General features: G+C 60.4%; 20 protein-coding genes. All 20 read left to right on the top strand.

All coding sequences use genetic code 11. From position 1 onward, the window contains the following. Positions 1-8: 8 nt before the first annotated feature. The 20 genes from EDD75_RS00885 to EDD75_RS00980 all read left to right on the top strand — a co-directional run bounded on the left by EDD75_RS00885 (position 9) and on the right by EDD75_RS00980 (position 23,505). A complete protein-coding gene (locus tag EDD75_RS00885) occupies positions 9-2,204 on the top strand; it encodes an alkaline phosphatase family protein (protein ID WP_123926686.1) in 2,196 nt (731 codons plus the stop codon). A gap of 3 nt (positions 2,205-2,207) precedes the next feature. After that, positions 2,208-2,960 carry a fumarylacetoacetate hydrolase family protein gene (locus EDD75_RS00890; RefSeq protein WP_123926689.1) on the top strand — a complete coding sequence of 251 codons (753 nt, stop codon included), beginning with the start codon at positions 2,208-2,210 and terminating at the stop codon, positions 2,958-2,960. A 98-nt stretch (positions 2,961-3,058) separates the two neighbouring features. Further along, positions 3,059-3,439 (top strand): adenosylmethionine decarboxylase, encoded by a 381-nt coding sequence (gene speD, locus EDD75_RS00895; RefSeq protein WP_123926693.1) that lies wholly within the window; start codon positions 3,059-3,061, stop codon positions 3,437-3,439. Positions 3,440-3,664: 225 nt separating this feature from the next. Further along, a complete protein-coding gene (locus EDD75_RS00900) occupies positions 3,665-4,396 on the top strand; it encodes a polyprenyl synthetase family protein (protein WP_123926696.1) in 732 nt (243 codons plus the stop codon). Positions 4,397-4,420: 24 nt separating this feature from the next. Next, positions 4,421-5,143 carry a demethylmenaquinone methyltransferase gene (locus EDD75_RS00905; RefSeq protein ID WP_123926698.1) on the top strand — a complete coding sequence of 241 codons (723 nt, stop codon included), beginning with the start codon at positions 4,421-4,423 and terminating at the stop codon, positions 5,141-5,143. 16 nt (positions 5,144-5,159) lie between these two features. Then, on the top strand, positions 5,160-6,599 hold the full coding sequence (locus EDD75_RS00910; RefSeq protein ID WP_123926700.1) for a menaquinone biosynthesis decarboxylase: 1,440 nt from the start codon (positions 5,160-5,162) through the stop codon (positions 6,597-6,599). Next, on the top strand, positions 6,589-7,467 hold the full coding sequence (locus EDD75_RS00915) for a UbiA-like polyprenyltransferase (protein ID WP_123926703.1): 879 nt from the start codon (positions 6,589-6,591) through the stop codon (positions 7,465-7,467). The genes EDD75_RS00910 and EDD75_RS00915 overlap by 11 nt, the downstream gene beginning before the upstream one ends. An 18-nt stretch (positions 7,468-7,485) precedes the next feature. Next, complete coding sequence (gene mqnE / locus EDD75_RS00920) at positions 7,486-8,592, top strand: aminofutalosine synthase MqnE (protein WP_245963016.1); 1,107 nt, start codon at positions 7,486-7,488, stop codon at positions 8,590-8,592. A 2-nt stretch (positions 8,593-8,594) separates the two neighbouring features. Next, positions 8,595-9,449 carry a menaquinone biosynthetic enzyme MqnA/MqnD family protein gene (locus tag EDD75_RS00925; protein WP_123926709.1) on the top strand — a complete coding sequence of 285 codons (855 nt, stop codon included), beginning with the start codon at positions 8,595-8,597 and terminating at the stop codon, positions 9,447-9,449. Next, positions 9,442-10,509: a cyclic dehypoxanthinyl futalosine synthase gene (gene mqnC, locus EDD75_RS00930; protein ID WP_123926712.1), complete on the top strand. Its 1,068-nt coding sequence runs from the start codon at positions 9,442-9,444 to the stop codon at positions 10,507-10,509. Before EDD75_RS00925 ends, mqnC begins: the two co-directional genes overlap by 8 nt. A 50-nt stretch (positions 10,510-10,559) precedes the next feature. Then, positions 10,560-11,960: an L-seryl-tRNA(Sec) selenium transferase gene (gene selA / locus EDD75_RS00935; protein WP_123926716.1), complete on the top strand. Its 1,401-nt coding sequence runs from the start codon at positions 10,560-10,562 to the stop codon at positions 11,958-11,960. After that, entirely contained in the window at positions 11,957-13,864 is a 1,908-nt protein-coding gene (selB, locus tag EDD75_RS00940; RefSeq protein ID WP_123926719.1) for a selenocysteine-specific translation elongation factor, read from the top strand. The genes selA and selB overlap by 4 nt, the downstream gene beginning before the upstream one ends. A gap of 10 nt (positions 13,865-13,874) precedes the next feature. Then, positions 13,875-14,270, top strand: coding sequence for a prenylated flavin chaperone LpdD (gene lpdD, locus EDD75_RS00945; RefSeq protein ID WP_123926722.1), 396 nt, complete (start codon positions 13,875-13,877; stop codon positions 14,268-14,270). A gap of 138 nt (positions 14,271-14,408) precedes the next feature. Then, a complete protein-coding gene (locus tag EDD75_RS00950) occupies positions 14,409-14,783 on the top strand; it encodes a carbohydrate-binding protein (RefSeq protein ID WP_123926725.1) in 375 nt (124 codons plus the stop codon). A 378-nt stretch (positions 14,784-15,161) separates the two neighbouring features. Further along, positions 15,162-16,412, top strand: a complete 1,251-nt coding sequence (locus EDD75_RS00955) for a glycosyltransferase family 4 protein (RefSeq protein WP_123926728.1) — start codon at positions 15,162-15,164, stop codon at positions 16,410-16,412. A gap of 18 nt (positions 16,413-16,430) precedes the next feature. Next, a complete protein-coding gene (locus EDD75_RS00960) occupies positions 16,431-18,881 on the top strand; it encodes a mannose-1-phosphate guanyltransferase (protein ID WP_123926732.1) in 2,451 nt (816 codons plus the stop codon). A gap of 142 nt (positions 18,882-19,023) precedes the next feature. Further along, entirely contained in the window at positions 19,024-19,908 is an 885-nt protein-coding gene (locus EDD75_RS00965; RefSeq protein ID WP_123926735.1) for a class I SAM-dependent methyltransferase, read from the top strand. Positions 19,909-20,161: 253 nt separating this feature from the next. Further along, on the top strand, positions 20,162-20,887 hold the full coding sequence (locus tag EDD75_RS00970; protein WP_123926738.1) for a type I restriction-modification system subunit M: 726 nt from the start codon (positions 20,162-20,164) through the stop codon (positions 20,885-20,887). Positions 20,888-20,949: 62 nt separating this feature from the next. After that, entirely contained in the window at positions 20,950-21,687 is a 738-nt protein-coding gene (gene radC, locus EDD75_RS00975) for a RadC family protein (protein ID WP_123926741.1), read from the top strand. Between the two features lie 15 nt (positions 21,688-21,702). Beyond that, positions 21,703-23,505: an ATP-dependent nuclease gene (locus EDD75_RS00980; protein ID WP_123926745.1), complete on the top strand. Its 1,803-nt coding sequence runs from the start codon at positions 21,703-21,705 to the stop codon at positions 23,503-23,505. Positions 23,506-23,517: the final 12 nt, after the last annotated feature.

Consider the following 23,517-nt stretch of genomic DNA (forward strand, 5'->3'; position numbering starts at 1 on the left):
CGCTTTTGATGCGGAAGCGATGCGGAACTGGGCTTCTTTTCTACTTTTTGGGCCTGCTGGTGCTCGGAGCGACACTCTGCGGCGGCGCTTCTGCTTACGCCGCCGGGAGTGAGCGGGGCCGCGTGGTTATGGTGATTATCGATTACCTGACGCTGGAGGATTTGGGCCGCCCGGTGACCGGAAACCTGCAACGCCTGATGCATCAGGGGGGGGTCGCGCTACTCAACACGACTACGGGTGGCAGCCGGGTGCCGGCAAATACTTACCCGACCATTGGCGCGGGCGCCCACGCTGTGGGGACGAAGGCGGCGCTGGCGGCTTACGAATGCTCCGAACGACCCCCGCAGGGGGGACAGCTTGCCGCAGAGTTCGCCCAGCGGACCGGTTACCTGCCGCGTCCGGGTAATGTGGTAGTCTTGGACATTGCCCGCATCGTCAAGGAGAACGCAAAATTAGAGTATCCGGTAGTTCCGGGGGCCCTCGGCGGGGAACTTAAGGCTGCTGGGCTTAAGGTTGCCTGTCTGGGGAATGCAGACTGGCGCGACGGCCTCGGAAGGCAGGTGGCCACCATAGCGATGGACGAAAGCGGCGTGGTAGAGGCCGGTTTTGTCGGACGGGAGCTGCTGGTGCAGGACGCTTACTTCCCGGGCGGCTGGCGGACCAATTACGACCTCCTTTGGGACAAGTGGTTGCGCCTGAAGACGGCCGACTTTGTGGTTATTGACCTCGGTGATACCAGCCGGCTTCACGCCGCGAAGGAAGAGGTCGCAGACCCGATTTTCCGCCAGCGCTGGGAGGAGGCCCTTGCCCGGGCCGACGCCTTTTTGGGTAAACTTGCGGCTAGCCTTGACTTCCGGCGGGACCTGCTGCTGGTGGTGGCGCCTACGCCGGCGTCTGAAGCCCTCGAAAACGGTGATTGGGTCACGCCGGTGGTAATGGTCGGGCGCGGCGTGCCTCAGGGTACAGTCCTGGTTTCTCCTTCGACTAAGCGTCCCGGAGTCATTATGAACACCGATATTGCACCCACCGTGCTGGAGTTCTTTGGCCTGCGGGTACCGGAATGCATGTCGGGGCGGCCGGCTACGGCGGTCCGTGCGGGAGACCAACTTTCCTTTCTGGATGACCTGCGCGAAAAAAGTCTCTTTGTCCATAACTTCCGTGTTCCGGTAATCAAGATTTATCTCAGTTATACGATTGCCGTCATTACCGGCGCCGTGCTTTTCATTCTCGCGCGCGAAAAGGAGCTTCCCAGGCGGCTGCGGCTGGCGCCACTCCTGCTGAGCGTGATGGTTGTGCCCCTTGCCGTTCTCCTTATGCCGGGTCTGGGCGTCTTTAAACCTTTCCCTTACATTGCGGGGCTTTCTGTGCTGGTCGCCACTCTTACCCTGATTATGGTGCGCTTCGAAAGGAAGCAGCCCTTCGCCGGTTTCATCTTTCTCTCTGCCGCCACAGCGGGTTTGATTCTTGCGGATGCCTTCACGGGTGCACGACTCCTTAAAGCATCCTTGCTTAGCTACGACCTCATGGGAGGCGCCCGCTTTTACGGGATAGGCAACGAGTATATGGGGGTCCTCATCAGCGCGGTAATTTTCGGCGGCGCTTGTGCCTTCACCATCTGGGGCCGGCGCGTTTTCCCCGGTGTCCTGCTCTTGATGGGTATAGCCACGGCTACGCTCGGCGCACCGGGCTTCGGGGCTAATTTCGGTGGCCTGCTGACGGCGGTGGTGGCCTTCGCCATCAGCTCACTCGTTTTTGCCGGCGTCCGCCTTACCTGGCGTTCCGCGCTGACCGTTTGCGGTGTGGGCCTACTGTTGCCCGGGCTTTTCGCGGTCTGCGATCTTCTGCGGGGCGAAGGGGCGCAGTCGCACGTCGGCCGGAACCTCCTGCTGGTCCTCCAGGACCCGGGAGCCGCGCTCGACATTATCAAGCGTAAGATGGCCATGAATATCAAGCTTTTCCGCTACACCATCTGGTCGCGCGTGCTGGCGGCGGGTATTGGGGGCCTGCTGATTCTTTTTTACCGTCCGGTGGGGGTGATGCGCGTATTTCGCGTCCGCTACCCCTATCTCTTCAGTGGCTTCGTCGGCGTGGTGGTAACCGCGGTGGCGGCCTTTGCCTTCAACGACTCCGGAACCGTAGCGGCGGCTATGGCGACAATTTTTGGCATCCCGCCGCTGCTCTATATCCTGTTGCGGGAGTGTTAAGCGATGCGTCTGGGCTACTTCGAACGGGAAGGTAAGGTCTTTGCCGGCATGGTGAACGGGGATATGGTCTACCCGCTAAGGGGCGGCTTCGGTGGGCGACCCGAGCCGGAGGGATACCCGCTCGCCGCGCTGAAGGTGTTAGCTCCCTGCCGGCCGAGCAAAATTGTCTGTGTTGGTCTCAACTACCGCGACCACGCGCGCGAGCTCGGCTACCCTTTTCCGGAGGAGCCGGTATTGTTTCTTAAGCCGCCAACCACCGTGATCGGCCCCGAAGAGGCGATCCGTTATCCGGCGATGGCGCGACAGGTGGATTACGAGGCGGAGCTGGCGGTGGTGATCGGGAAGATTGCGCGCCACGTCCGGCCGGAAGAGGCGGCCGCATATATTCTCGGGTATACCTGCGCCAACGACGTTACGGCGCGCGACCTGCAGAGAAAGGACGGGCAGTGGACCCGCGCCAAGTCTTTCGATACCTTCTGCCCCTTAGGCCCGTTCATTGTCACCGCTTTTGACCCCGGCGACTGCACGATCTCGCTTTACCTCAACGGGGAGCGGCGGCAGCATTCTTCTACGAAGGAACTCATCTTTAACGTTGCCTACCTGGTGAGCTTCATCTCGGCGGTGATGACCCTGTATCCCGAGGACGTCATCCTGACCGGCACCCCGAGCGGCGTGGGGCCCCTGAAACCGGGAGACAGCGTGGTGGTTGAAATCGAGGGGATCGGCAAGTTGCGCAACCATGTGGTCGCGGCGTGACGGAGGGGTGCAAAATTTTGTTGACAACAGGGGGGGATGTGTTAAAATTGTGTTGATTGTGCCAAAGAAAAACTTTGCAAAGGGGGATGGGAACCAAGATGAAGGCTTTGGGTCGGCATGTCTTGGCCGAATTCTACGGCTGCGAATTTGACACGCTGAACGACATCAAACTGGTGGAAAAGATTATGGTCAATGCCGCACTCGAGGCAGGCGCAGAGGTTAGGGAGTTCGTCTTTCATAAGTTCAGCCCGCAAGGGGTAAGCGGTGTGGTGGTCATTTCGGAGTCCCACCTCGCGATTCACACGTGGCCGGAATTGGGCTACGCCGCGGTCGATGTTTTTACCTGTGGCGATAAGGTGGATCCCTGGGAGGCCTGTAACTACCTGACCCGCGGTTTCCGGGCTAAGCGGGTCCTCGCCAAGGAGCAAAAGCGAGGTCTTATTTTCGAGACTTCACCGCAGGCGGCCCAGGCAGTCTGAAGGAGGGGTGTTTATTAGTACGGGCCTAAGAGAATACCGGAAAGAGTCAGCGTATCACGGTTAGGTTGGCCTTGCGAAGCGAAAAAGCGACGCAAGGCCGATTTGTTTTAAAAGGCGTCCTTTTTACGGCAGGAAAAAGCACGCTGCGCGCGAATATAAGGTATCGATGAGAAGGCGCTAACCGGATACGGTGGCCGTTTAACGCCGGTTGACGGAGGCAGGGAATTGAAAAACCTTGAATCGCTGCTGCCGCTCCGCAAGGAATTAGTCGCGGTGCGGGCAACGGTAGACGAGACGATCAGTAAAAGCGGGAGCCGGCTATCACCGCGGTTTTTGGAGAAAGAGGCGCTGGAGGACCACCTCCGTCCGGCGCTTGTTTTCCTCTCGGGCCGCCTTTGCGGCGCCCCGCCGGCCGCGCTTTTCCCGCTGGCGGCGGCGGTGCAGTTTATTTTCCTGGCCGGGGTGCTGCACCGGAAAGCCAGTGCTGCTGATGCGAAAGACGACACGCTCAAGAACCTGATTCTGCTGGGCGATTACCTTTACAGTGCTTCTTTCCGCCTTCTGTCGGATGCCGCGCTGCAGCACCTGCTCATCCCGCTCGCGCAGGTCGTGCAGGCCGAGTGCGCCGCGGTCGCCGGAGCTGCGGCAGAGGAGAGCCTTGAGCCCCCGGTGATAAAGAAGGAGGTGGCGCTCTTGATCGGCGAGTGCTGCCGCCTGCCGGGAACGCTGGCCGACGCGCCCTTTTTGGGGGAGCTGCATGATTTCGGGCTCAATCTCGGGATGCTCTACGGCCTGCTCCGGCGTGGTGCTCCCTTATCGCTGGCCACACCCTACCTTGCCGGGGCGCAGGCGGCGCTGGCCCGGCTGCCGGCGCGCCCCGCGCGGCGCTACCTCGAAAAGCTGCTGAACTCTACGGCCCGCGCGGTTTTGGGCGTGGAGGCTGCCGCCACCCGGTAAAACAACACCAACGAGGGAGACTTGATGGATATTCCGCAGGAATACAAGAAAAAGGAAGCTTACGTGCACGCGCTCTTCTCGCGCATTGCGCACCGTTACGACCTCCTGAATACCGTCTTGAGTTTTAACCGGGATAAGTACTGGCGGCGCTTCGCCGTGGCCCAGTGCGGCCTGAAGCCCGGCGGCTACGGGCTTGATGTCTGCTGCGGCACGGGTATGTTTGCGCTGGAGCAGGCGAAGGTGGTGGGCCTCCAGGGACGGGTTGTGGGGGTCGACTTCTGCGAGGAGATGCTGGCAAAAGGACGGGAGAATATCGCCCGCACCCCATACAGGGACGTGATCGAGCTTGTTTGGGGCAACGCGATGAACCTGCCTTTCCCCGACGATACTTTCGATTGTGCCACCATCGGTTTTGCCCTCCGCAATGTTCCGGATATCACCCAGACGATTCGGGAAATGATGCGGGTGGTGCGACCCGGGGGAAAGGTTGTATCTCTGGAACTCGCTAAACCCCGGATGCCGGGCTTCCGGGAGGTTTACTATTTCTATTTCAACCGGCTGGTGCCGCTTATCGGCCGTCTCGGGGTGGGCACCAGCGGCCCTTACAGCTACCTGCCCAACTCGCTGCGCGTTTTCCCGCACCAGGACGAGATCCGTGACATCTTCACGGCGGTTGGGCTGAAGGACGCCCACTATTTTGAGCTGACCGGCGGCATCGTGGCGGTGCACGTCGGGACAAAGCCGTAAAAAACGGGGTGGTTTTTTGAGCTACCGGGATCTCCGGGAGTTTATCAAGGTTCTCGAAGAGCGCGGGGAACTGAAGCGGGTTGCGGCGCCGGTGGACGCGGAGCTCGAGATTACCGAGATTACGGACCGCGTCGTCAAAGCAGGCGGCCCGGCGCTCTTTTTTGAAAACGTTCGCGGCTACGAGGTTCCCGTCGTTACCAACCTCTTCGGGACGCTCGCGCGCATGAAATTGGCCCTCGGCACTGAGGACCTGGACGCGATAGGGGAGGAGCTGTGCGCCCTCCTGCAACCCGAACTCCCGCAGGGCCTCTGGGACAAGCTGAAGGCACTGCCGCGGCTGGCGGAGCTTTCTTCTTTTGTGCCGCGGGTAGTGCGTACCGGGCCTTGTAAGGAAGTGGTGGTAAAGGAGCCGGATCTCACCCGTTTTCCGGTCTTGAAGTGCTGGCCGAGGGACGCGGGGCGCTTCATCACCCTGCCGCTCGTCTTCACGAAGGACCCGGAGACGGGCCGGCGCAACGTCGGGATGTACCGGATGCAGGTCTTCGATGCCCGGACGACCGGGATGCACTGGCACATCCATAAGGACGGCGCTGCTCACTATCGCAAGGCACGCGCGCAGGGCAGGAGACTGCCGGTAGCGGTTGCCCTCGGCGCCGACCCGGCCACGATTTATGCCGCCACCGCGCCGCTGCCGCAGGGGATCGATGAACTGCTCTTCGCCGGCTTTCTGCGGAAGGAGGCGGTGGAGTTAGTCCGGTGCGAGACGGTCGACCTTGAAGTCCCGGCGCACGCCGAAATCATCCTCGAGGGCTACGTCGACCCGGAGGAGCAGCGGCTCGAGGGTCCCTTCGGGGACCATACGGGCTACTACTCGTTGGCCGATTACTACCCGGTTTTTCACGTCACCTGCATCACCCACCGGCGCAACCCCATCTACCCAGCCACGATCGTCGGGCGGCCGGTGATGGAGGACGCCTTCATCGGTAAGGCTACGGAGCGGCTCTTCCTGCCACTCATCCGGTTGCAGCTTCCCGAAGTGGTCGATATCAACTTTCCGGTGGAGGGTGTGGTCCATAACTGCGTCGTGCTTTCGATTAATAAGGCGTATCCCGGGCACGCGCGAAAGATCATCCACGCCGTCTGGGGAATGGGGCAGCTCGCCTTCAGCAAGTTAGTGGTCGTGGTTGACGCGAACGTCAACGTGCAGGACATGAGCGAGGTCTGGTGGCGGGTCTTCAACAACATCGATCCCCGCCGGGACATCATTCTTTCCGAAGGGCCGCTCGATGTGCTCGACCACGCGTCCCCCCGTTTTGCCTACGGGTCGAAGATGGGCATCGACGCCACGCGGAAGTGGCCGGGCGAGGGACACGAGCGGGAGTGGCCGGAGGATATTGTGATGAGCCCGGAGGTCAAGGCGCTGGTCGACCGGAGGTGGCCGGAGTATGGCCTTTAGCGGGGTTTTGAACCCTTCATGGAAAAAGTTTAAGATTTTTCTCGCGATGATCAAGTTTGAGCATACCATTTTCGCGCTTCCTTTTGCCTACATCGGGGCCCTCCTAACGGGGAAGAGGCTGCCTTCAGCCCACGACCTTTTCTGGATTACGGTGGCGATGGTGGGAGCCAGGACGGCGGCGATGTCGCTGAACCGGCTCATCGACCGGGAGATAGACGCGAAAAATCCCCGCACGGCTAACCGCGCGTTGCCGCAGGGGCTACTTGCGGCCCGGGAGGTGTGGGTGTACGTTTTTCTCTCTTGCGGCCTGCTGTTAGTGGCGGCGTGGCAGCTCAGTCCCCTGGCGCTCAAACTCTCTCCGCTTGCCGTTCTTATCCTCTGGTTTTACTCCTACACCAAGCGTTTTACCTGGGCGTGCCATTTCTACCTGGGCCTGACCCTGGCCCTTGCCCCCGTCGGCGCTTGGGTGGCGATCACCAATGGGTTTGCTCTGCCACCGGTGCTCCTAGGTCTAGGGGTGCTCTTCTGGGTCGCCGGCTTCGACATCGTTTACGCCTGCATGGACTATGACTTCGACCGGCGGGAGGGCCTCTTTTCGCTGCCGGCCCGGTTCGGAATCGGGCCGGCGCTTTGGGTGGCGCGGGGCTGCCACGTTTTGGCGCCGCTCTTTTTCGCCCTCACCGGTAAGCTTTTAGGACTCGGTGCCTTCTACTGGACCGGCGTTGCCGTAGCCGTGGCGCTCCTCTTTTACGAGCACCGGCTGGTCCGGGCGGACGACCTTTCGCGCGTGGGTATTGCCTTCTTTAACCTGAACGGCCTGCTTAGCACGGGGATGCTTGTCTTTACCCTGCTCGATATCCTTTGGTAGCCGAACGGAGGAATGGTTTTGGCCGAAATATGGCAACTGGACGGGGCCCTGCAGGAAATAGCCGGTAAGGTTGCGGCGGGAGAGCGGCTTGACCGGGAAGACGCGCTCACCCTATACCGGTCAAACGACCTGCTGGCCTTAGGATACCTATCCGCGGTGGTGAAGAAACGACGCCACGGCGAGCGGGTCTACTTCGCTGTCAACCACCACCTTAATTATTCCAACGTTTGCGTTAACGGCTGCCGGTTTTGCGCCTTCAGCCGCGCTCCGGGCGAGGCGGGCGCCTACACCCTGTCGCTTGACGCGGTGGAGGCGAAGCTTTTCCGGATGAAGGAGCTCGGCGTGCGCGAGTTGCACATCGTCGGGGGGCTCAACCCGGAGCTGGATCTCGGCTACTTCGAGAAGCTGCTGCGGCGGGCGCGGGAAATCCTGCCCGGTGTGACGCTAAAAGCGCTTACCGCCGTCGAGGTCGATTTTTTGGCGCGGCGCCACGGATTGTCAATAACGGAAGTTCTATCACGCCTGAAGGAGGCGGGGCTTGACTGCCTGCCGGGGGGCGGCGCCGAAGTTTTTGCGCCCCGTGTCCGCGAGCTTATTTGCCCGCGGAAGATCAGCGGTGACAAGTGGCTCGCCATCCACGCCGCCGCCCACCGCCTCGGGATTCCGACGAACGCCACCCTGCTTTACGGACACCTCGAAACGGTTGCGGAGCGGGTGGACCACCTGCTCGCCCTCCGCCGCTTGCAGGACGAAACGGGCGGCTTTTTGAGCTTCGTGCCCTTGGCCTTTCACCCCCGCAACACGGCGCTCGCGGGGCAGGTAAAGGAATGCCCTACGGGTTTCGACGACTTAAAGACCATCGCCATAGCCCGGCTGCTTCTCGACAACTTCCCGCACGTTAAAGCCTACTGGGTGATGCTCGGGCCAAAGATTGCCCAGATTGCGCTCCACTTTGGTGCCGACGACCTCGAGGGGACGGTGGTGGAGGAAAAAATCACCCATAGCGCCGGGGCCGAAAGCCCCGAGTGGCTGGCCCGGCAGGAACTGGTGGAACTTATCAGGACGGCGGGCTACGTGCCTGTGGAGCGCGACGCCCTCTATAACACCGTGAGGGAGGGGTTTTAAGAATGCCGGTCCGGCTGGGGCAGGTCGATTACCTCAATTGCCTCCCTGTTTACTACCCACTCGAGAAAAAGTTAGTTCCCTGTAGTGTTCCCCTGGAGATCGTTAAGGGGGTGCCCGCGTTTCTCAACCGGCTCTTTATCGAGGGTCGGCTTGACGTGACGCCCCTTTCTTCCATCGAGTACGCGCGGCGGCCCGACGAAACAATCATCCTGCCGGGATTGTCGGTGAGCGCGGACGGGCGGGTGGAAAGCATCATGCTCTTCAGCCGCCGGCCGCCGCTGGAACTGGAAGGGTGCACGGTTGCGCTTACGGGCTCTTCGGCTACTTCGGTGGCGCTGGTCCGGATCCTTTTTGCCTACCACTACCAGGTAGAGGCGAGTTTCACCGTCCGGCCGCCGGACCTAGAGGCTATGCTCCGGGAAGCGGAAGCCGCCCTCCTTATCGGCGACGATGCGCTGGTGGCCGCCACGCGGGTGCGGGAGCAGGGCCTGCCCTTGCGGGTTATTGATCTGGGCGCCGCCTGGAAGGAGTTTACCGGGGAAATGATGGTTTACGCCCTCTGGACGGTCCGGCGGGAGTTCGCCGTGAACCACCCGGAAGAGACGGCGGCGCTGGTGCAGACCCTTGCGGCGGCGAAAGCTGAGGGCACGCGGCGCGTCGGGGAACTTGTCCGGGAGGCCAGGCGGACGACCGGTTTGCCGGAAGAAGTGCTAAAGGATTATTTCGGCCTGATAAGGCACGATTTTGACGAAAAATACCGGCGGGGCCTCTTGCGTTTTTACGATTATGCCTATAAGCTGGGGCTGATTGAGGAACGGGTGAACACGCTCCACATCTGGGGGGAGACCGTTGGCTAGCCCGGAGAAACTGCTTGCCAGGGCGGTGGCCGGCGAGCGCCTTTCCGAGACGGAGGGGGTGCAGCTCTACTACGAAACCGACCTGTTGAGCCTCGGCCGTGCGGCGGACCTCATCCGGCGGCGGCTGCATCCTGAGGGCTACGTCACCTTCGTCATCGACCGGAATATCAACTATACGAACGTCTGCCAGTCGGGCTGTCTTTTCTGCGCCTTTTACCGGCGCGAAGACGACCCGGACGCATACGTCCTGAGCCACGACGAGATAATGAGGAAGATTGAGGAACTCGTGGCGCAGGGAGGGACGCAGGTGCTCATTCAGGGGGGCCTGCACCCGCGCCTGAACCTCGCCTACTTCACCAGCCTTTTCCGAGCGATCAAGGCGCGCTTCCCCGTGCACATCCACTCCCTCTCGCCGCCGGAAATCGTTCACCTTGCCCGGCTGGAAGGCTTACCGGTGCGTGAGGTGCTGGAGCGGCTTAAAGAGGCGGGCCTTGACTCCCTGCCGGGAGGGGGAGCGGAGATCCTGGTAAACAGGGTGCGCCGGGTGATTAGCCCCCGGAAGATAAGCTGGCAGGAGTGGGCGGCGGTGATGGTAACCGCCGCCAAATTAGGGCTCTTCGCGAGCGCCACGATGATGTTCGGAACCGTGGAAACCCCTGAAGAGCGGGTGCGGCACATTATCCGTATCCGGCAAATCCAGGACCAGACGGGAGGATTTACCGCCTTCATCCCCTGGAGTTACCAGCCGGGGAACACGGCCCTGGGTGGGAGCACGCCGCCTGTGGTCGAATACCTGCGGGTGCTGGCGCTGGCGCGCGTGCTTCTCGACAACGTGCCCAACATCCAGGCTTCCTGGGTGACTCAGGGCGCGCGGGTGGGGCAGGTGGCCCTTGCCTTCGGGGCAAACGACTTTGGCGGCACAATGTTAGAAGAAAATGTGGTGCGGGCGGCGGGTGCCGCCTACCGCGTGCCGCAGAGCGAAATTCTCCGGGTGATCCGGGACGCCGGTTTTGTGCCGGCACAGCGGACGACCGATTACCGGATTATAAGGACGTTCTGACGTTCTACGTTACAGCTTTAGTTAAAGGCCGGTCGCGGAAGGAGGAGAGGATGACGCCCGAGGACAAAAATGCGGCGCTGAGGCAGCTCCCGGCGGTGGACGAGGTGCTCCGCTTCCCGGAAGTGCGCGATCTGCTCGCGGTTTACCCGCGGGGTGCGGTGGTAGAAGCGGTGCGCGGGGTGCTCGGCGGCCTGCGCGCGGCCCTACTGCGCGGTGAGAGTGTGGACCTGCGACCGGAAGCGGTGGCTGCCGGGGTGGCGCAAGCCGTGCTGCCGAAACTGCGGCGGGTGGTTAACGCCACGGGAGTGGTCCTGCATACGAATTTAGGGCGGGCGGTGCTCTGCGAGCGGGCGCTGCAGGCGATTGCAGCGGCAGCGGGCGGCTACACCAATCTCGAGTTCGACCTCAACCGGGGAAAACGGGGCGAGCGCTACGCCCTGGTGGAAGAAATCCTTTGCCGCCTGACCGGCGCTGAGGCGGCCCTGGTAGTAAATAACAACGCCGCGGCAGTGCTCCTCGCCCTGAGCACCCTGGCTACAGGACGGGAGGTTATCGTTTCCCGCGGCCAGTTAGTGGAGATTGGGGGCTCCTTCCGCATTCCGGACGTGATGCGGCAGAGCGGGGCGATTCTCGTCGAGGTCGGGACCACGAACAAGACCCACCTTTCCGACTACCGCAACGCGATTACCGAGCGGACGGCCCTCCTGCTCCACGTGCACATGTCCAACTACCGGATTGTTGGCTTCACCCGCGAGGTCTCGCCTGCAGAACTGAGCGGTCTGGGGCGCGAACACGGCCTTCCCGTTATGTCCGACTTAGGTAGCGGTACACTGGTTGATCTGCGGCGCTTCGGCCTGCCGTACGAGCCGACCGTCCAGGAGATCGTGGGCGCCGGAGTGGACGTAGTCACCTTCAGCGGCGACAAGCTCTTGGGAGGCCCGCAGGCCGGCATCATTGTCGGCCGCCGGGAGTATATTGCGCGGATGAAGAAAAACCCGTTGACCAGGGCGGTGCGAATCGACAAGCTCACCCTGGCGGCGCTGGAGGCTACGTTGCGCGAGTACCTGGACCCGCAGGAGGCCCTTACGACCATCCCGACGTTGCGGCTGCTGACGCGGCCCCTTGAGGAACTTAAAGCGCTTGCCGGGAGGCTTGCCGGTGAGCTGGCGGCGGCGCTCGGCCCGGAGGTTGCCGTCTGGGTTGAAGAGGGTTGCTCCGAGGTGGGCGGGGGCGCGCTGCCGACGGCTTTACCGCGCACGGCGTGCGTGTGTCTCTCCTTCCCGGAGCTTGAGGCCGGGGAGGCCGCCCGGCGGCTCCTCCGGGCGGAGCCGCCGGTGGTGACCCGTGTGGAAAGGGATGCCCTGGTCCTCGACCTGCGCACCATCGACCCGGCCGAATTCCCGCTGCTTACCGGCGCCTGCAGGACGCTGCTGCGGGGTGGTACGCAGTGAAATCGGTTACCATCGGCACGGCCGGGCACGTCGATCACGGCAAGACGGCGCTGGTCAAGGCCCTCACCGGAATCGACACCGACCGTCTTAAAGAAGAAAAAGAGCGGGGCATCTCGATCGAACTCGGGTTTGCCTACCTTGACCTGCCGAGCGGTATCAGGGCGGGTATTGTTGATGTTCCCGGGCACGAGCGCTTCATTAAAAACATGCTGGCGGGCGTAGGCGGCATCGACCTCGTGCTCCTCGTGATCGCGGCCGACGAGGGCGTAATGCCGCAGACCAGGGAGCACCTCGACATTATTCAGCTCCTCGGCGTCGAGCGCGGCGTGGTAGCGCTCACCAAGGTCGATCTTGTGGATGCCGAATGGCTGGGGCTGGTATTGGGGGAAGTCCGGGAGTATCTTGCCGGGACGGTGCTTGCAGCGGCGCCGGTAATTCCCGTTTCGGCGGTTACGGGAGAGGGGTTGGGGGAACTCATCGCGGCGCTCGACCGTGCTGTTCAGGAGGTTCAGGAGCGACCTGCCGGGGGGCCGGTGCGGTTACCAATCGACCGGGTATTCACGGTCGCCGGCTTCGGAACGGTGGTGACCGGCACCCTGGTTTCCGGAACGGTTAACGAGGGAGATACCCTGACCGTGCTGCCCCAGGGCATCACCGGCCGCGTCCGTTCCTTACAGGTCCACAAGCAGAAGGCGCGTAGCGCGCGGGCCGGCCAGCGCGTGGCGGTCAACTTAGCGGGGGTCGAGCGGGAAGCGGTGCAGCGGGGCAACGTCCTGGCCACCCCCGGCGCTTTTAGGACCTCCCACCGGCTTGACGCGCGGGTTTTCCTCCTGCCTGCGGCACGCCCGCTCAAGAACCGGGCGCGGGTGCGCTTTCACCTCGGCACGGCCGAGGTTATGGGGCGGGCGGTGCTCCTCGACCGCGACGAACTGGCCCCGGGCGCTTCCGCCTACGCCCAGCTTCTCCTTGAGGAACCGGTGGTGGCGGACCGGCAGGACCGCTTTGTGCTGCGGTCTTTCTCCCCGTTAGAGACGATCGGCGGCGGCGTAGTGCTTGACCCGGCGGCTGAGCGGCACAAGCGCTTCCGGCCGGAAGTGCTCGACCGCCTGCGAACGTTAGAGTCGGGTTCGCCTGCCGAAAAAGTGCTCCAGCAATTGGGCGCGGCAGAGGCGCCGCGAGAGGTGAGTTTCCTAGCCGCGGCGACCGGTATGCCGCCGGAAGAGGTCACGCGCCAGGTACAGGAGCTCGCGGCTGCGGGCCGCGTGAAGGTTTTGCCGGTAGAAAATCAGCTTTTTGTTCTGGACGCCCGGTTTTACGACAAGCTGAAGCAGAGAATAGGGGAGATTCTCAACGCCTACCACCGGGAGTTCCCGCTGCGCGAAGGCTATCCGAAGGAGGAGCTCCGGTCGCGCCTCTTCCCCGATGTCCCGGCCCGCGTTTTCCAGACGCTGCTGCAGGCGCTGGCCGACGACGGGCTGGTGGAGCTCCGGGGTCAAGCGGTGGCGCTAGCCGGCTTTGGCCGGGTGCTGCCGCCGGCGACGGAGCGCTTACTCGCTCAGTTAGCGGCGCTTTACCGGGAGGCGCGCTTTCAGCCGCCGGGCTGGAAAGAAGCGGCGGCCCGCCTCAAGATTCCGCCGGAGGAGGCGGGGGAATATCTCGCCTACCTCCTCCGCAACAACACCCTGGTGAAAATCGACGGGGACCTGATTTTTCACGCGGCGGCCTTGCGGGAAGCGCAGGATATAGTCGTGGCGGTCCTGCGGCGACAGGGCGAGATCTCCGTTGCCGAGGTGCGCGACCTGTTGAAAACCTCCCGGAAGTTCGCCCTCCCGCTGCTCGAGTACTTCGACCAGAAGCGGGTGACGCGGCGCGTGGGCGATAAAAGAGTCCTGCTTAAAAAATAGGGAAACAGAAATGGTGCGTACCCTGACCGTAACGGCCGGTACGGGAAGGTACCGGATCGAAGTGCTCACCACGTTAACGGCGGAGGGCCTCATCGTTCAGATCCTGGGCGGCGAGAAGCCCCATGTGGGCGCGGTAGCCTTAGCGCTGCCGCGACCGAGCCTAAGTTCGCCCGGTAAACTCCGGGCCAGCACTACCGTCGTGCCTCTTTACGGCCACCGGGATGATGAGATCGCCCGCCCGGCGGCGGAAAAATTAGCCGTCGCCTGCGCGCAGCCGGTGGTAGTAGTGGCGGGCGTGCACATCGAAGCGGCCACCCGCGAAGACATAGAGATATTGGTGGCGAACGTAAGCGAGGCGGTGGAGGAACTGACGCGGCTGGTAGCGGCTGAGCAGTCGCGCAAGTAGCCCCTGAATAAAGTCTAAAAACGCTTTGGGGCTCTTTTACGCCCCCGGCGGGTTATTAGGCCTGTCCGGGGGCATAATATTACCGGCCGGATTCAGCGGCGCCTGCAGGAAGAAATTCTGGTTGGGAGGTCAGGAGAGATGGTTCACCACGTGGAGTACGAACCGCACGCGGAACGCATCGGGGGCCTCAACGCCGCCCACCTTCCCGGCGGCGTGATTGTCGAGCCGGTCCCTATCACTGCCGGGGAGGAGATTACCATCTTCTATAACGGGGAGCTGGCCCGCCAAGGTGCGGAACAGATTTTCCTGCACCTCGGCTACGGCGCGCCCGATAACTGGCACCGGGTTCAGGATCTAAAAATGTCCCGGACGGGCTGGGGCTGGGTAAAAACGATTGAGGTTCCCTTTGACGAGGAACGGCTCAACTTCTGCTTCCGGTGCAACCGTTACAAGTGGGATAATAACAACGGCCTTAACTGGAGTTACATCATTCACGCCGGCAGGATCATTTGAAGCCGGTTTTTCCCCCGCCTGCGGGCCTCCCTCCGCGGCCAGAGCACCGTTGCTGCTCCAACTGAGCGCGCCCTGGTTATCCGGAGGGAGGCTTTAGCCATCGTAAGATACTCCGTTTGCCGCACCGTTCAATTTCCCCGCCGGGCCTCCGTAACCCTGGATTTTGCTTTTTTCTTCGGGAGATACTAAATCCGGGCAAAATTGCGAAATGGAACCGCTCTTCAAACTCGCGGGTCATTATTATTCCACCTTACGCATATGCTTGTAGGGTGGCGGTCGGGAAAGGATTTTCGGTAACCGGTGGGGGGTGAGAAGAATCCGGCTTGTGGCTTGCCTCGTGGCTGATTTGCGGAAAGATAGGGCGGAGGAGGAGAACTGATGCGGGTGGCGATGCTTTCGTGGGAGTTCCCCCCGAAAACGGTGGGGGGATTAGCACAGCACGTCTATGATTTAACCGCGGCGCTTTCCGGCCGGGGCGTTGAGGTTTTGGTCTTTACCTGCGGTGCGCCGGGGGTGCCGGAAATTGAAGAAGTAAACGGGGCAAAGGTTTACCGGGTCCATCCCTACACGCCGGGGACTCCGGACTTCGTTACCTGGGTCATGCAGCTTAACGTGGCCCTTCTCGAGCGGGCCTTCCCCGCCATCGAGCGGGCGCGGGGCGTGAACGTGGTGCACGCCCACGACTGGCTCGTGGCCTGGGCGGCGCGGGCGCTCAAGCACGGACTGCGCGTGCCGTTGGTGGCCACGATCCACGCAACGGAATTCGGCCGGCACAACGGACTGCACAACGACCTGCAACGCTTCATCAGCAGCATCGAATGGTGGCTCTGCTACGAAGCCTGGAAGGTGATTGTCTGCAGCCGCCACATGGAGGGCGAGCTCAAGTACATCTTCCAGGTGCCGCAGGACAAACTTGCGGTCATCCCTAACGGCGTAAACCCGGAAAATTACTTGGTGCGGCAGGCCCATCCGCCGCGCGATTGGTTTGCCGCACCGGACGAGAAGATCGTCTTTTACATCGGTCGCCTGGTGCGGGAAAAGGGAGTCCACATCCTGCTCGCCGCAGCCCCGCTGGTTCTCGCGCGGCACCCCCAGACGAAGTTTGTGATTGCGGGGAAGGGGCCTTACGAGCACGAGCTCCGGCAGTTTGCGGAGCGGTTAGGCATTGCGCACCGCGTCTACTTCACCGGCTACGTTGATGACGCCACCCGCAACGCGCTTTACAGCTGGGCGGCGGTCGCCGTTTTCCCCAGCCTCTACGAGCCTTTCGGCATCGTGGCCCTCGAGGCGATGGCGGCAAAGGTTCCGGTGGTCGTGACCGACGCAGGGGGACTCGGGGAGATTGTGCAGGACGGGGTGGATGGGCTCAAGTGCCCGCCGGATAATCCCCAGGCCCTCGCCGACAAGATTGTTGCGCTGCTTGGCAACCCGGACCTGGCGGAGGCCTTACGGACGCGGGCCTACCAGAAAACCCTCAGGGACTATAACTGGGGTGATATTGCCCGGCGGACCAGGGCCGTCTACGAGGCGGTTTGGCATGAGCGGCGGCGGATCGACTGGCCCGACCCCTTCGCGGTCCGGCCCCGGCCGGCGGGCAAGGTTTATCAGTTTCTGGGACGTTACGCCTGACTTTGGGAGGGGGATATCTTGAAGGCGATCATTATGGCTGGCGGCGAGGGGTCCCGCCTGCGCCCTTTGACCTGCAACCGGCCCAAGCCGATGGTTCCCGTGGTCAACCGGCCGATTATGGCCTACTGCATCGACCTCCTGAAAAAATGCGGCATTCGGGAGATCGGCGTGACGCTCCGCTACTTACCCGAGGCGATTCAGGATTACTTTGGCGACGGCAGCGAATTTGGGGTTCGCCTGCACTACTTCGTCGAGGAGAATCCCCTCGGTACGGCGGGCAGCGTTAAGAACGCCGCCCCTTTCCTCGACCAGACCTTCCTCGTGGTGAGCGGCGATGCGTTAACCGACGTAAACCTCCTCGAGGCGGTTAACTTTCACCGGCAGCGCGGCGCGCTCGCTACTATCGTTCTCACCCGGGTCAAATGCCCCCTCGAGTACGGCGTGGTGATCACGGGCGAAACGGGGCGTATCCGGCGGTTCCTCGAAAAACCGGGGTGGGGTGAGGTTTTCAGCGATACCGTGAATACCGGCATTTACGTCCTGGAGCCTGAAGCCCTCGACTATTTCGCGGCGGGGCAGCCCTTCGATTTCAGCCAGGACCTTTTTCCGCTTCTCCTCCGGGAGAAAAAGCCGCTCTACGGGGTTGTCCTCGACGGTTACTGGTGCGACATCGGGGGCTTGGAGGCTTACCTCCGGGCGCACGAAGACGTTCTCTCCGGCAGGGCAAAAGTTAGTCTGCCCGGGCGGGAGGTTCGGCCCCAGGTCTGGGCCGAAGAAGGCGCGGTGATCGATGATGGTGCCCGCATTGAGGGGCCAGCGGCGATCGGCGCGCACACGCAGATCGGGCCGGGGGCCTATGTTGGCAGGTATTCGGTGATCGGCACCGGTTGCACCGTTCAAGCCGGGGCCAGCATCAAACGGAGCGTCGTCTGGGACCACTGTTTTATCGGGCGGGGGGCAGCCCTCCGCGGCGCCGTTTTAGGGAACAGAGTGCAGGTGCAGGCCAACGCCGGCGTTTATGAAGGGGCGGTTGTCGGCGACCATTCGGTGATCAAGGAGCGTAGCCTTTTAAAGCCCAAAGTCAAACTCTGGCCGCATAAGTTTGTGGATACGGGAACCACGGTAAGCGATAGCCTTGTCTGGGGAAACGGTGTCCGGCGCAACCTCTTTGGAAGCGAGGGAGTAAGCGGTCTGGCGAACATTGAGATCACGCCCGAGTTCACCGCCCGCCTGGGGAGCGCGTTCGGTGCCGTGTTGAAGGAAGGGGCCACCGTAGCCATTTCGAGCGACGCCTACCCGGTTTCGGGGATGGCGAAGGCGGCGCTCGCCGCGGGCTTGCAGTCGGTCGGCCTGAAAGTGCGCGATTTCGGCTCTGGAACGACGCCGATGCACCGTTTTGGGGTGCGGAATTTCGGGCTAAGCGGCGGCGTGCACGTCAAGTTCTCGACCCAGGATCCCGACAAACTCCGGCTAATTTTCACCGACGCGGCCGGTGCGGACATCTCCCGCGGCACCGAACGCAAGATCGAGCAGCTTTACTACCGCGAGGATTTTCCCCGGGCGCCGGTTTTCAAAGTGGAAGCGCTGCAGTACCTTCCTGGCGTGCCGGAGGCCTACCTGCGGTCGCTTTGCGAATATGCTTCGGACCAGCTTAAAGACGCGGCGCTGAAGTTGGTGCTCCTTTATGAGGAGACCAACCTGGGGCGCTTCATCACCGCGCTGAGCCGCGAGTTGGGCGTCACCGTTTTGAGCTACAACCGGGAAGGCCCAGCCAGCCGCCCCCGGCAATGGCAGGAATACCAGGATATCCTGCCGTCACTCTGCGCGGCCGTGGTGGAGAAGGGGGCGGATGGCGGCGCGGTGATCGACGCCAACGCCGATTACATGATCCTAATAGACGAGCGCGGCAGGATCATCCAGGACGACCTCTTCACCGCCATTTTGGCCCTCGTCGCTCTGAAACAGCGCGGCGGTCCCGTCGTCGTGCCGGTCACGGCGCCGCGGGCCATCGACGCGCTCGCCGCGCGCTACCGGGCAGAAGTGGTGCGCACCAAGGCTGCGCGCCAGGATCTCTGGAAACAGGCGCTCATGGCCCAGGCCTACGAGGCGCTGCTCCATTTTGACGCCCTGGCGGCCCTGGTGCGCATCTTTTCCTTTACCGCCGAGCAAGGGATAACCCTCGGCGACCTTGTTGACGAGGTGCCGGCTTACTTTGTCACCCGGCGCGAGGTTCCGGTTTCCTGGGAAACCAAGGGCATGGTCATCCGCCGGCTCATCGAGGAAAAGCCGCAGCAGGAACTCGAGCTCATCGACGGCGTAAAGGTTTACCACCCCGACGGCTGGGCGCTCATCCTCCCGGACCCCGAAGAGCCGGTCTGCCGCGTCTTCAGCGAGGGCGCCTCGATGGAGATCGCTGAATCGCTCGCCGAGTTTTATACGCAGAAGATTAAAGAGCTGCTGGAAGATTAGAGCGGTAAAAATATCTCTGTCATACGCGGGGGCGGTTTTAGGCCGCCCCTTACATTTTACGGGAGGAAACGTAGAGTGACCGGCGAAAAGGGTAGGGCAAGGGCGGGTTTCCGCCACCCATAAAAACAAGGGGTGATCCTGCGTGACGGAGCAACTGCTGACGCCGGAATTTTGGGCGCGGGCCTGGGAGGAGGCGGCGAAAAACAGCCCGACCGGCCGCCGGTGGCGCTACAGCGAGGCGGAGCAGATCGAAAACTGGAACCGCCGCGCCGCAAGCTTTGCGCGGCAAACGGCCGGCGCGGGCGCCGTAAAGCAGCGGGAGAAGGTGCTGGCGCTGCTCCGCGAGGAGGGGGCGCTGCGCCCGGGCATCCGGGTGCTCGATATCGGCGCCGGACCGGGGAACTTCGCCCTGCCGCTCGCCCGGGTCGCCGCCGAAGTGGTGGCTTTAGAGCCGGCTCCCGCGATGCTGCGTCTCCTGCAGGAAAGGGCGGCGCAGGAAGGGATCGCTAACATCACCTGCGTCGCGGCCACCTGGGAGGAGATCGACCTCGACCGGCAGGGGTGGCGGAACGGCTTCGATCTCGTTTTCGCCTCGATGAGCCCCGGTGTGCAAAGCGCCGCGATGCTCGACAAGATGATCGCTGCCTCCCGGGAGTTCTGCTACTACAGCTCCTTCGCCGGACCCCGCTGGGATGCGGCGCGCGTTGACCTCTGGCGCCAATTCTTCGGCGAGGAGCTGAACCCCGGCCGCGCCGAGATCATCTACCCGTTCCTTTACCTCTATACCACGGGCTACCGGCCGCTCCTCTGTTTCACCACCGAAGAACTCCGGGGTGAGAGCCCCGCTGACGAATACATCGCCGAACTCACGTCCTTTTTCGACCAGTACATGGTGCTAACCCCGGCCATCCGGGAAACAATCGCCGCCTACATCCGCGCCCGGGCCCCGGAGGGCCTCTACCGCTACCGGCGCCGCATCTGCTCCGGGATGATGCTCTGGCGCTGCACCGCTCTCCCCGGGCGGTAGCCCAACCGGGGCGAGCCCCAAACGTAGCCCTTCCTACGTTTCTACAGGAATTCCCCGGGGTACTCTAACCGAGGCGAGCCCAAACCCCGCCCTTTTTGCCGCTGCAAGGCGAAGGAAGTCCGGCAGGAAATTTGGCGGCGCTTAGCGAATAGCCCAAAAGCAGGTAATTACAATGGTACGCGCCTTTACGGTTTGAACCGCCAAAAACGGCTATTTAGTAAAGCTTTAGGTTTGTCCGGTAGGAGAGGAGCATATGGCGAAGAAGAAAAACGTAGCGAAAAACGGTAACGGCGACCTGGAGTTCGCTGACCGGCTGTGGGCGGCGGCCAACCGGCTGCGGGGCACGGTGGAGGCGGCGGAATACAAGCACATCATCCTCGGGCTGCTCTTTCTCAAGTACCTCTCCGACGCCTTCGAAAACAGGCATAAGTTCCTGCTGCGGGCCGTGAACGATCCCGCCAACACGGAATACTACGTCAAAGAAGCGCCGGCGGAGTACATCGCTTCGGTAGCGGAAGATAAGGACGAGTACCTCGCCGCCAACGTCTTCTGGATCCCACCCCGGGCCCGCTGGTCTTACCTTTTGGCCAACGCCCACCAGCCAAATCTCGGCCGGCTGATTGACGAGGCGATGGCGGCCATCGAGCTCCTCGGCGACACCTTCACCAACGACCTGCACCCGGACCTGCGCGCCGACTTCGTCATCACCAACCCGCCCTTCAATATGAAGGAGTGGGGTGCGGACAAGGTGGCCGGCGATATCCGCCTCAAATTCGGCCAGCCGCCAAACACCAACGCCAACTATATGTGGATCCAACACTTCATCCACCACTTAGCTCCCAACGGCCGGGCCGGCTTCGTTATGGCCAACGGCTCCCTTTCCGTGGGCGGCACGGAGGGAGAGATCCGCAAAAAGGATTTTTGGGAGGAAAAAGGTGGGGATTGCCGAATAACAGCAGCAGTCGATGCTCTCCTTTAAGAAATTCAGTAACCAGAAGGATACCTGTTAAATTAGTTCAGAGATGAGGGTTATATAAGAATATGGCTTCCAGAAAAAAGCAATATGTACGAGCGATTGTTAACTGGCCGAAAGACGACAGGCCGCGCGAGAAGCTGCTCAAGCACGGGGCGCATATGTTAAGTAATGCTGAATTACTGGCGATTTTGATCCGCACTGGTGTTAAAGGTTCCAGCGCGGTTGATCTGGGGCGAGAACTACTACAAAAGTTCAAGACGCTGCGCCAAATGAGCGCCTGTGATATTGCCGCATTCCGCCAAATCAAAGGCCTAAGCACCGCCAAGATCGCCCAAATCAAAGCAGCTGTTGAATTGGGCCGTCGGATGATGAGCGAAGAGCGTGCCCTGGGGAGGACAATCCGTTCGTCTTCCGATGTGATTGATTTCCTGACGCCTTTACTGCGCGACCTCAAGCACGAAGTGTTTAAAGCAATCTTAATAGATCAAGGCAACAGGGTGATAGACGTGGTGGATATTGACGAAGGTGATGTTACGAAAGCCCATCCGTCCATACGCAAGATCATGTTGTGTGCGGCGCAAGCCTATGCTACCGGGCTGATTACCGTCCACAATCACCCTTCGGGTGACCCAACACCAAGCGAGCAAGATAAACTCCTAACCCGTGATCTGGTGGTTGCCGGGAGGGTAATGGAAATTCGTGTTTTTGATCATCTGATCATTGGTGATGGGCGCTATTTCAGTTTTGCGGATGAGGGGTTAATAGAAGAGTACGAAAGACAAGCCCTCATACTGAACCCTTAGAAGGAGGCCTTACTGGTGAGACTTTGTAACTTGCGCATTAAGAATTATCGCTCGATTGTTGACTCAGGCGATATTCGTATTGAGCCGTTTCAGATCTTTGTCGGCGAAAATAACGCAGGTAAGTCTAATATCTTAAAAGCAATTGACGTTTTCCTTGCACCAGGGGCGGGTGGAGTCCAAGAAAGTAATTTTTTCGATAAATCACAGCCCATTGTAATTACTTGTATGTTTACTGGCTTAACCCCAGAGGAACGTAGGGCACTTCGCCCGTACCTTTTGGGTGACAAATTAATTTTAGAAAAGCATCTCGTAGCACAAACGGAAGAAAAGACCGGAAAGGTTAAAGTAGTGGCAGAGTATCACGGATACGTTGCTAAGCCAAAGGATTGGTGGCTATCTGTTGAGGGCGTAATCGCCGAAAAAGGAGACAAGCCGAACTGGCGTCAAGTGGCAGAAGAAAATGGTATTTTGGAATACGTATCTCGAGATGGAAAAGTAACTAAAGCAAGCTATGAAGCGGGGTTACGACGCTTGTTGCAAGAGCGGGACGATGTTGAATATGAGGACCCTACTCCTGGAAACAGCCAAGCCCTTGGACTTCAACCTGTTCTTTTGAGTCACTTGCCAGGTTTTTACTTATTACCTGCAATTACGGATTATTCTAACGAGATAGACCGCCGGTCTTCCTCAACCGTTTTCCGGCGGCTTATGGGGGATTTAGCAGACAGAATCATAAAAACGGACCCCCGCTACTCTGAAATAGAGTTATCACTACAAAGGATTAAGAACCTGCTGAACCCGCCGGAAAGTGGCGAAGACCGACCGGAAGATTTGAAGAGGCTGGATGTACTCTCGAAGATTGAAGAAACGCTCCAAAAGACGATTGTTAGGCTTATGCCCTCTGTAAATTCCGTATGTCTTAAGGTCATGATGGAAGGGACAAGGGATTTATTTTTGCAAGGTGTTTCCCTTAAAGTAGATGACGGAGTTTTAACAGATGTATTAGAGAAAGGACACGGGCTACAAAGAAGCGTCGTCTTTGGACTATTACAGACTTTAATCATGAATCAACGGGGACAATTGTTGCCATTAGGTGAAGGTGAAACAGAATCTTTCCGGCCAATTATTTTGGCAATTGAAGAACCTGAGCTATATATACACCCCCAAATGCAAAGATTAGTTTTTGGCGTACTTCGCGAGTTCTCAGAGTCTGATCAAGTTATCTATACCACGCACTCCCCTGCCTTTGTTGATGTAGCAGATTACCACTGCATTGGAGTTACGAGAAAAGATACTGTCGAAGCCGGGACACATGTATACCAGTGTGATCCAGGCGTACTGGGATCTCCCGAGGAAAAGAAAGGGTTTCAATTCTTAAATAGCTTTGGATTAGAACAAAACCAGTTATTCTTTGCTAAGAAAGTTATCTTGGTTGAAGGAGAACAAGACAGTATAGCGATTATGTCGGCAGGGAGAAAGCTTGGACTATTCAAGGAGTTTCCAGAAGAGATTGGCTATACGATTATAATAGCCGGCAATAAACAAGAAATCCCTAAATTTCAGAAGTTACTGAATGCGTTTCAGCTTCCTTATATTGTTTGGCTTGAATTGGATGGTAAAAGTGAAGAAGACGATGAAAATATAAGGATTATTAATCTACTAAATGGGAATCGATGCGTTAAGTTACCTCAGCGGCTGGAAGATCTTGTAGACCACAGCGGTCATTTCGGAAGCACGTATCATGCCAAGAAATACTTTGAGAACCCAGATAATATTACCAATGAATTAGAAAAACGAGTTAAGGAACTCTTTCAATAGTAGGAGTGTGAC

The sequence above is a fragment of the Thermodesulfitimonas autotrophica genome (assembly GCF_003815015.1).
Lineage (GTDB): Bacteria > Bacillota > Desulfotomaculia > Desulfotomaculales > Ammonificaceae > Thermodesulfitimonas > Thermodesulfitimonas autotrophica.

Bases quoted from the DNA above. Each gene is read 5' to 3' on its own strand.
- EDD75_RS00885 (WP_123926686.1), top strand. From the start codon at position 9: ATGCGGAAGCGATGCGGAACTGGGCTTCTTTTCTACTTTTTGGGCCTG.
- EDD75_RS00890 (WP_123926689.1), top strand. From the start codon at position 2,208: ATGCGTCTGGGCTACTTCGAACGGGAAGGTAAGGTCTTTGCCGGCATG.
- speD (WP_123926693.1), top strand. From the start codon at position 3,059: ATGAAGGCTTTGGGTCGGCATGTCTTGGCCGAATTCTACGGCTGCGAA.
- EDD75_RS00905 (WP_123926698.1), top strand. From the start codon at position 4,421: ATGGATATTCCGCAGGAATACAAGAAAAAGGAAGCTTACGTGCACGCG.
- EDD75_RS00915 (WP_123926703.1), top strand. From the start codon at position 6,589: ATGGCCTTTAGCGGGGTTTTGAACCCTTCATGGAAAAAGTTTAAGATT.
- EDD75_RS00925 (WP_123926709.1), top strand. From the start codon at position 8,595: ATGCCGGTCCGGCTGGGGCAGGTCGATTACCTCAATTGCCTCCCTGTT.
- selA (WP_123926716.1), top strand. From the start codon at position 10,560: ATGACGCCCGAGGACAAAAATGCGGCGCTGAGGCAGCTCCCGGCGGTG.
- lpdD (WP_123926722.1), top strand. From the start codon at position 13,875: ATGGTGCGTACCCTGACCGTAACGGCCGGTACGGGAAGGTACCGGATC.
- EDD75_RS00950 (WP_123926725.1), top strand. From the start codon at position 14,409: ATGGTTCACCACGTGGAGTACGAACCGCACGCGGAACGCATCGGGGGC.
- EDD75_RS00955 (WP_123926728.1), top strand. From the start codon at position 15,162: ATGCGGGTGGCGATGCTTTCGTGGGAGTTCCCCCCGAAAACGGTGGGG.
- EDD75_RS00970 (WP_123926738.1), top strand. From the start codon at position 20,162: ATGGCGAAGAAGAAAAACGTAGCGAAAAACGGTAACGGCGACCTGGAG.
- radC (WP_123926741.1), top strand. From the start codon at position 20,950: ATGGCTTCCAGAAAAAAGCAATATGTACGAGCGATTGTTAACTGGCCG.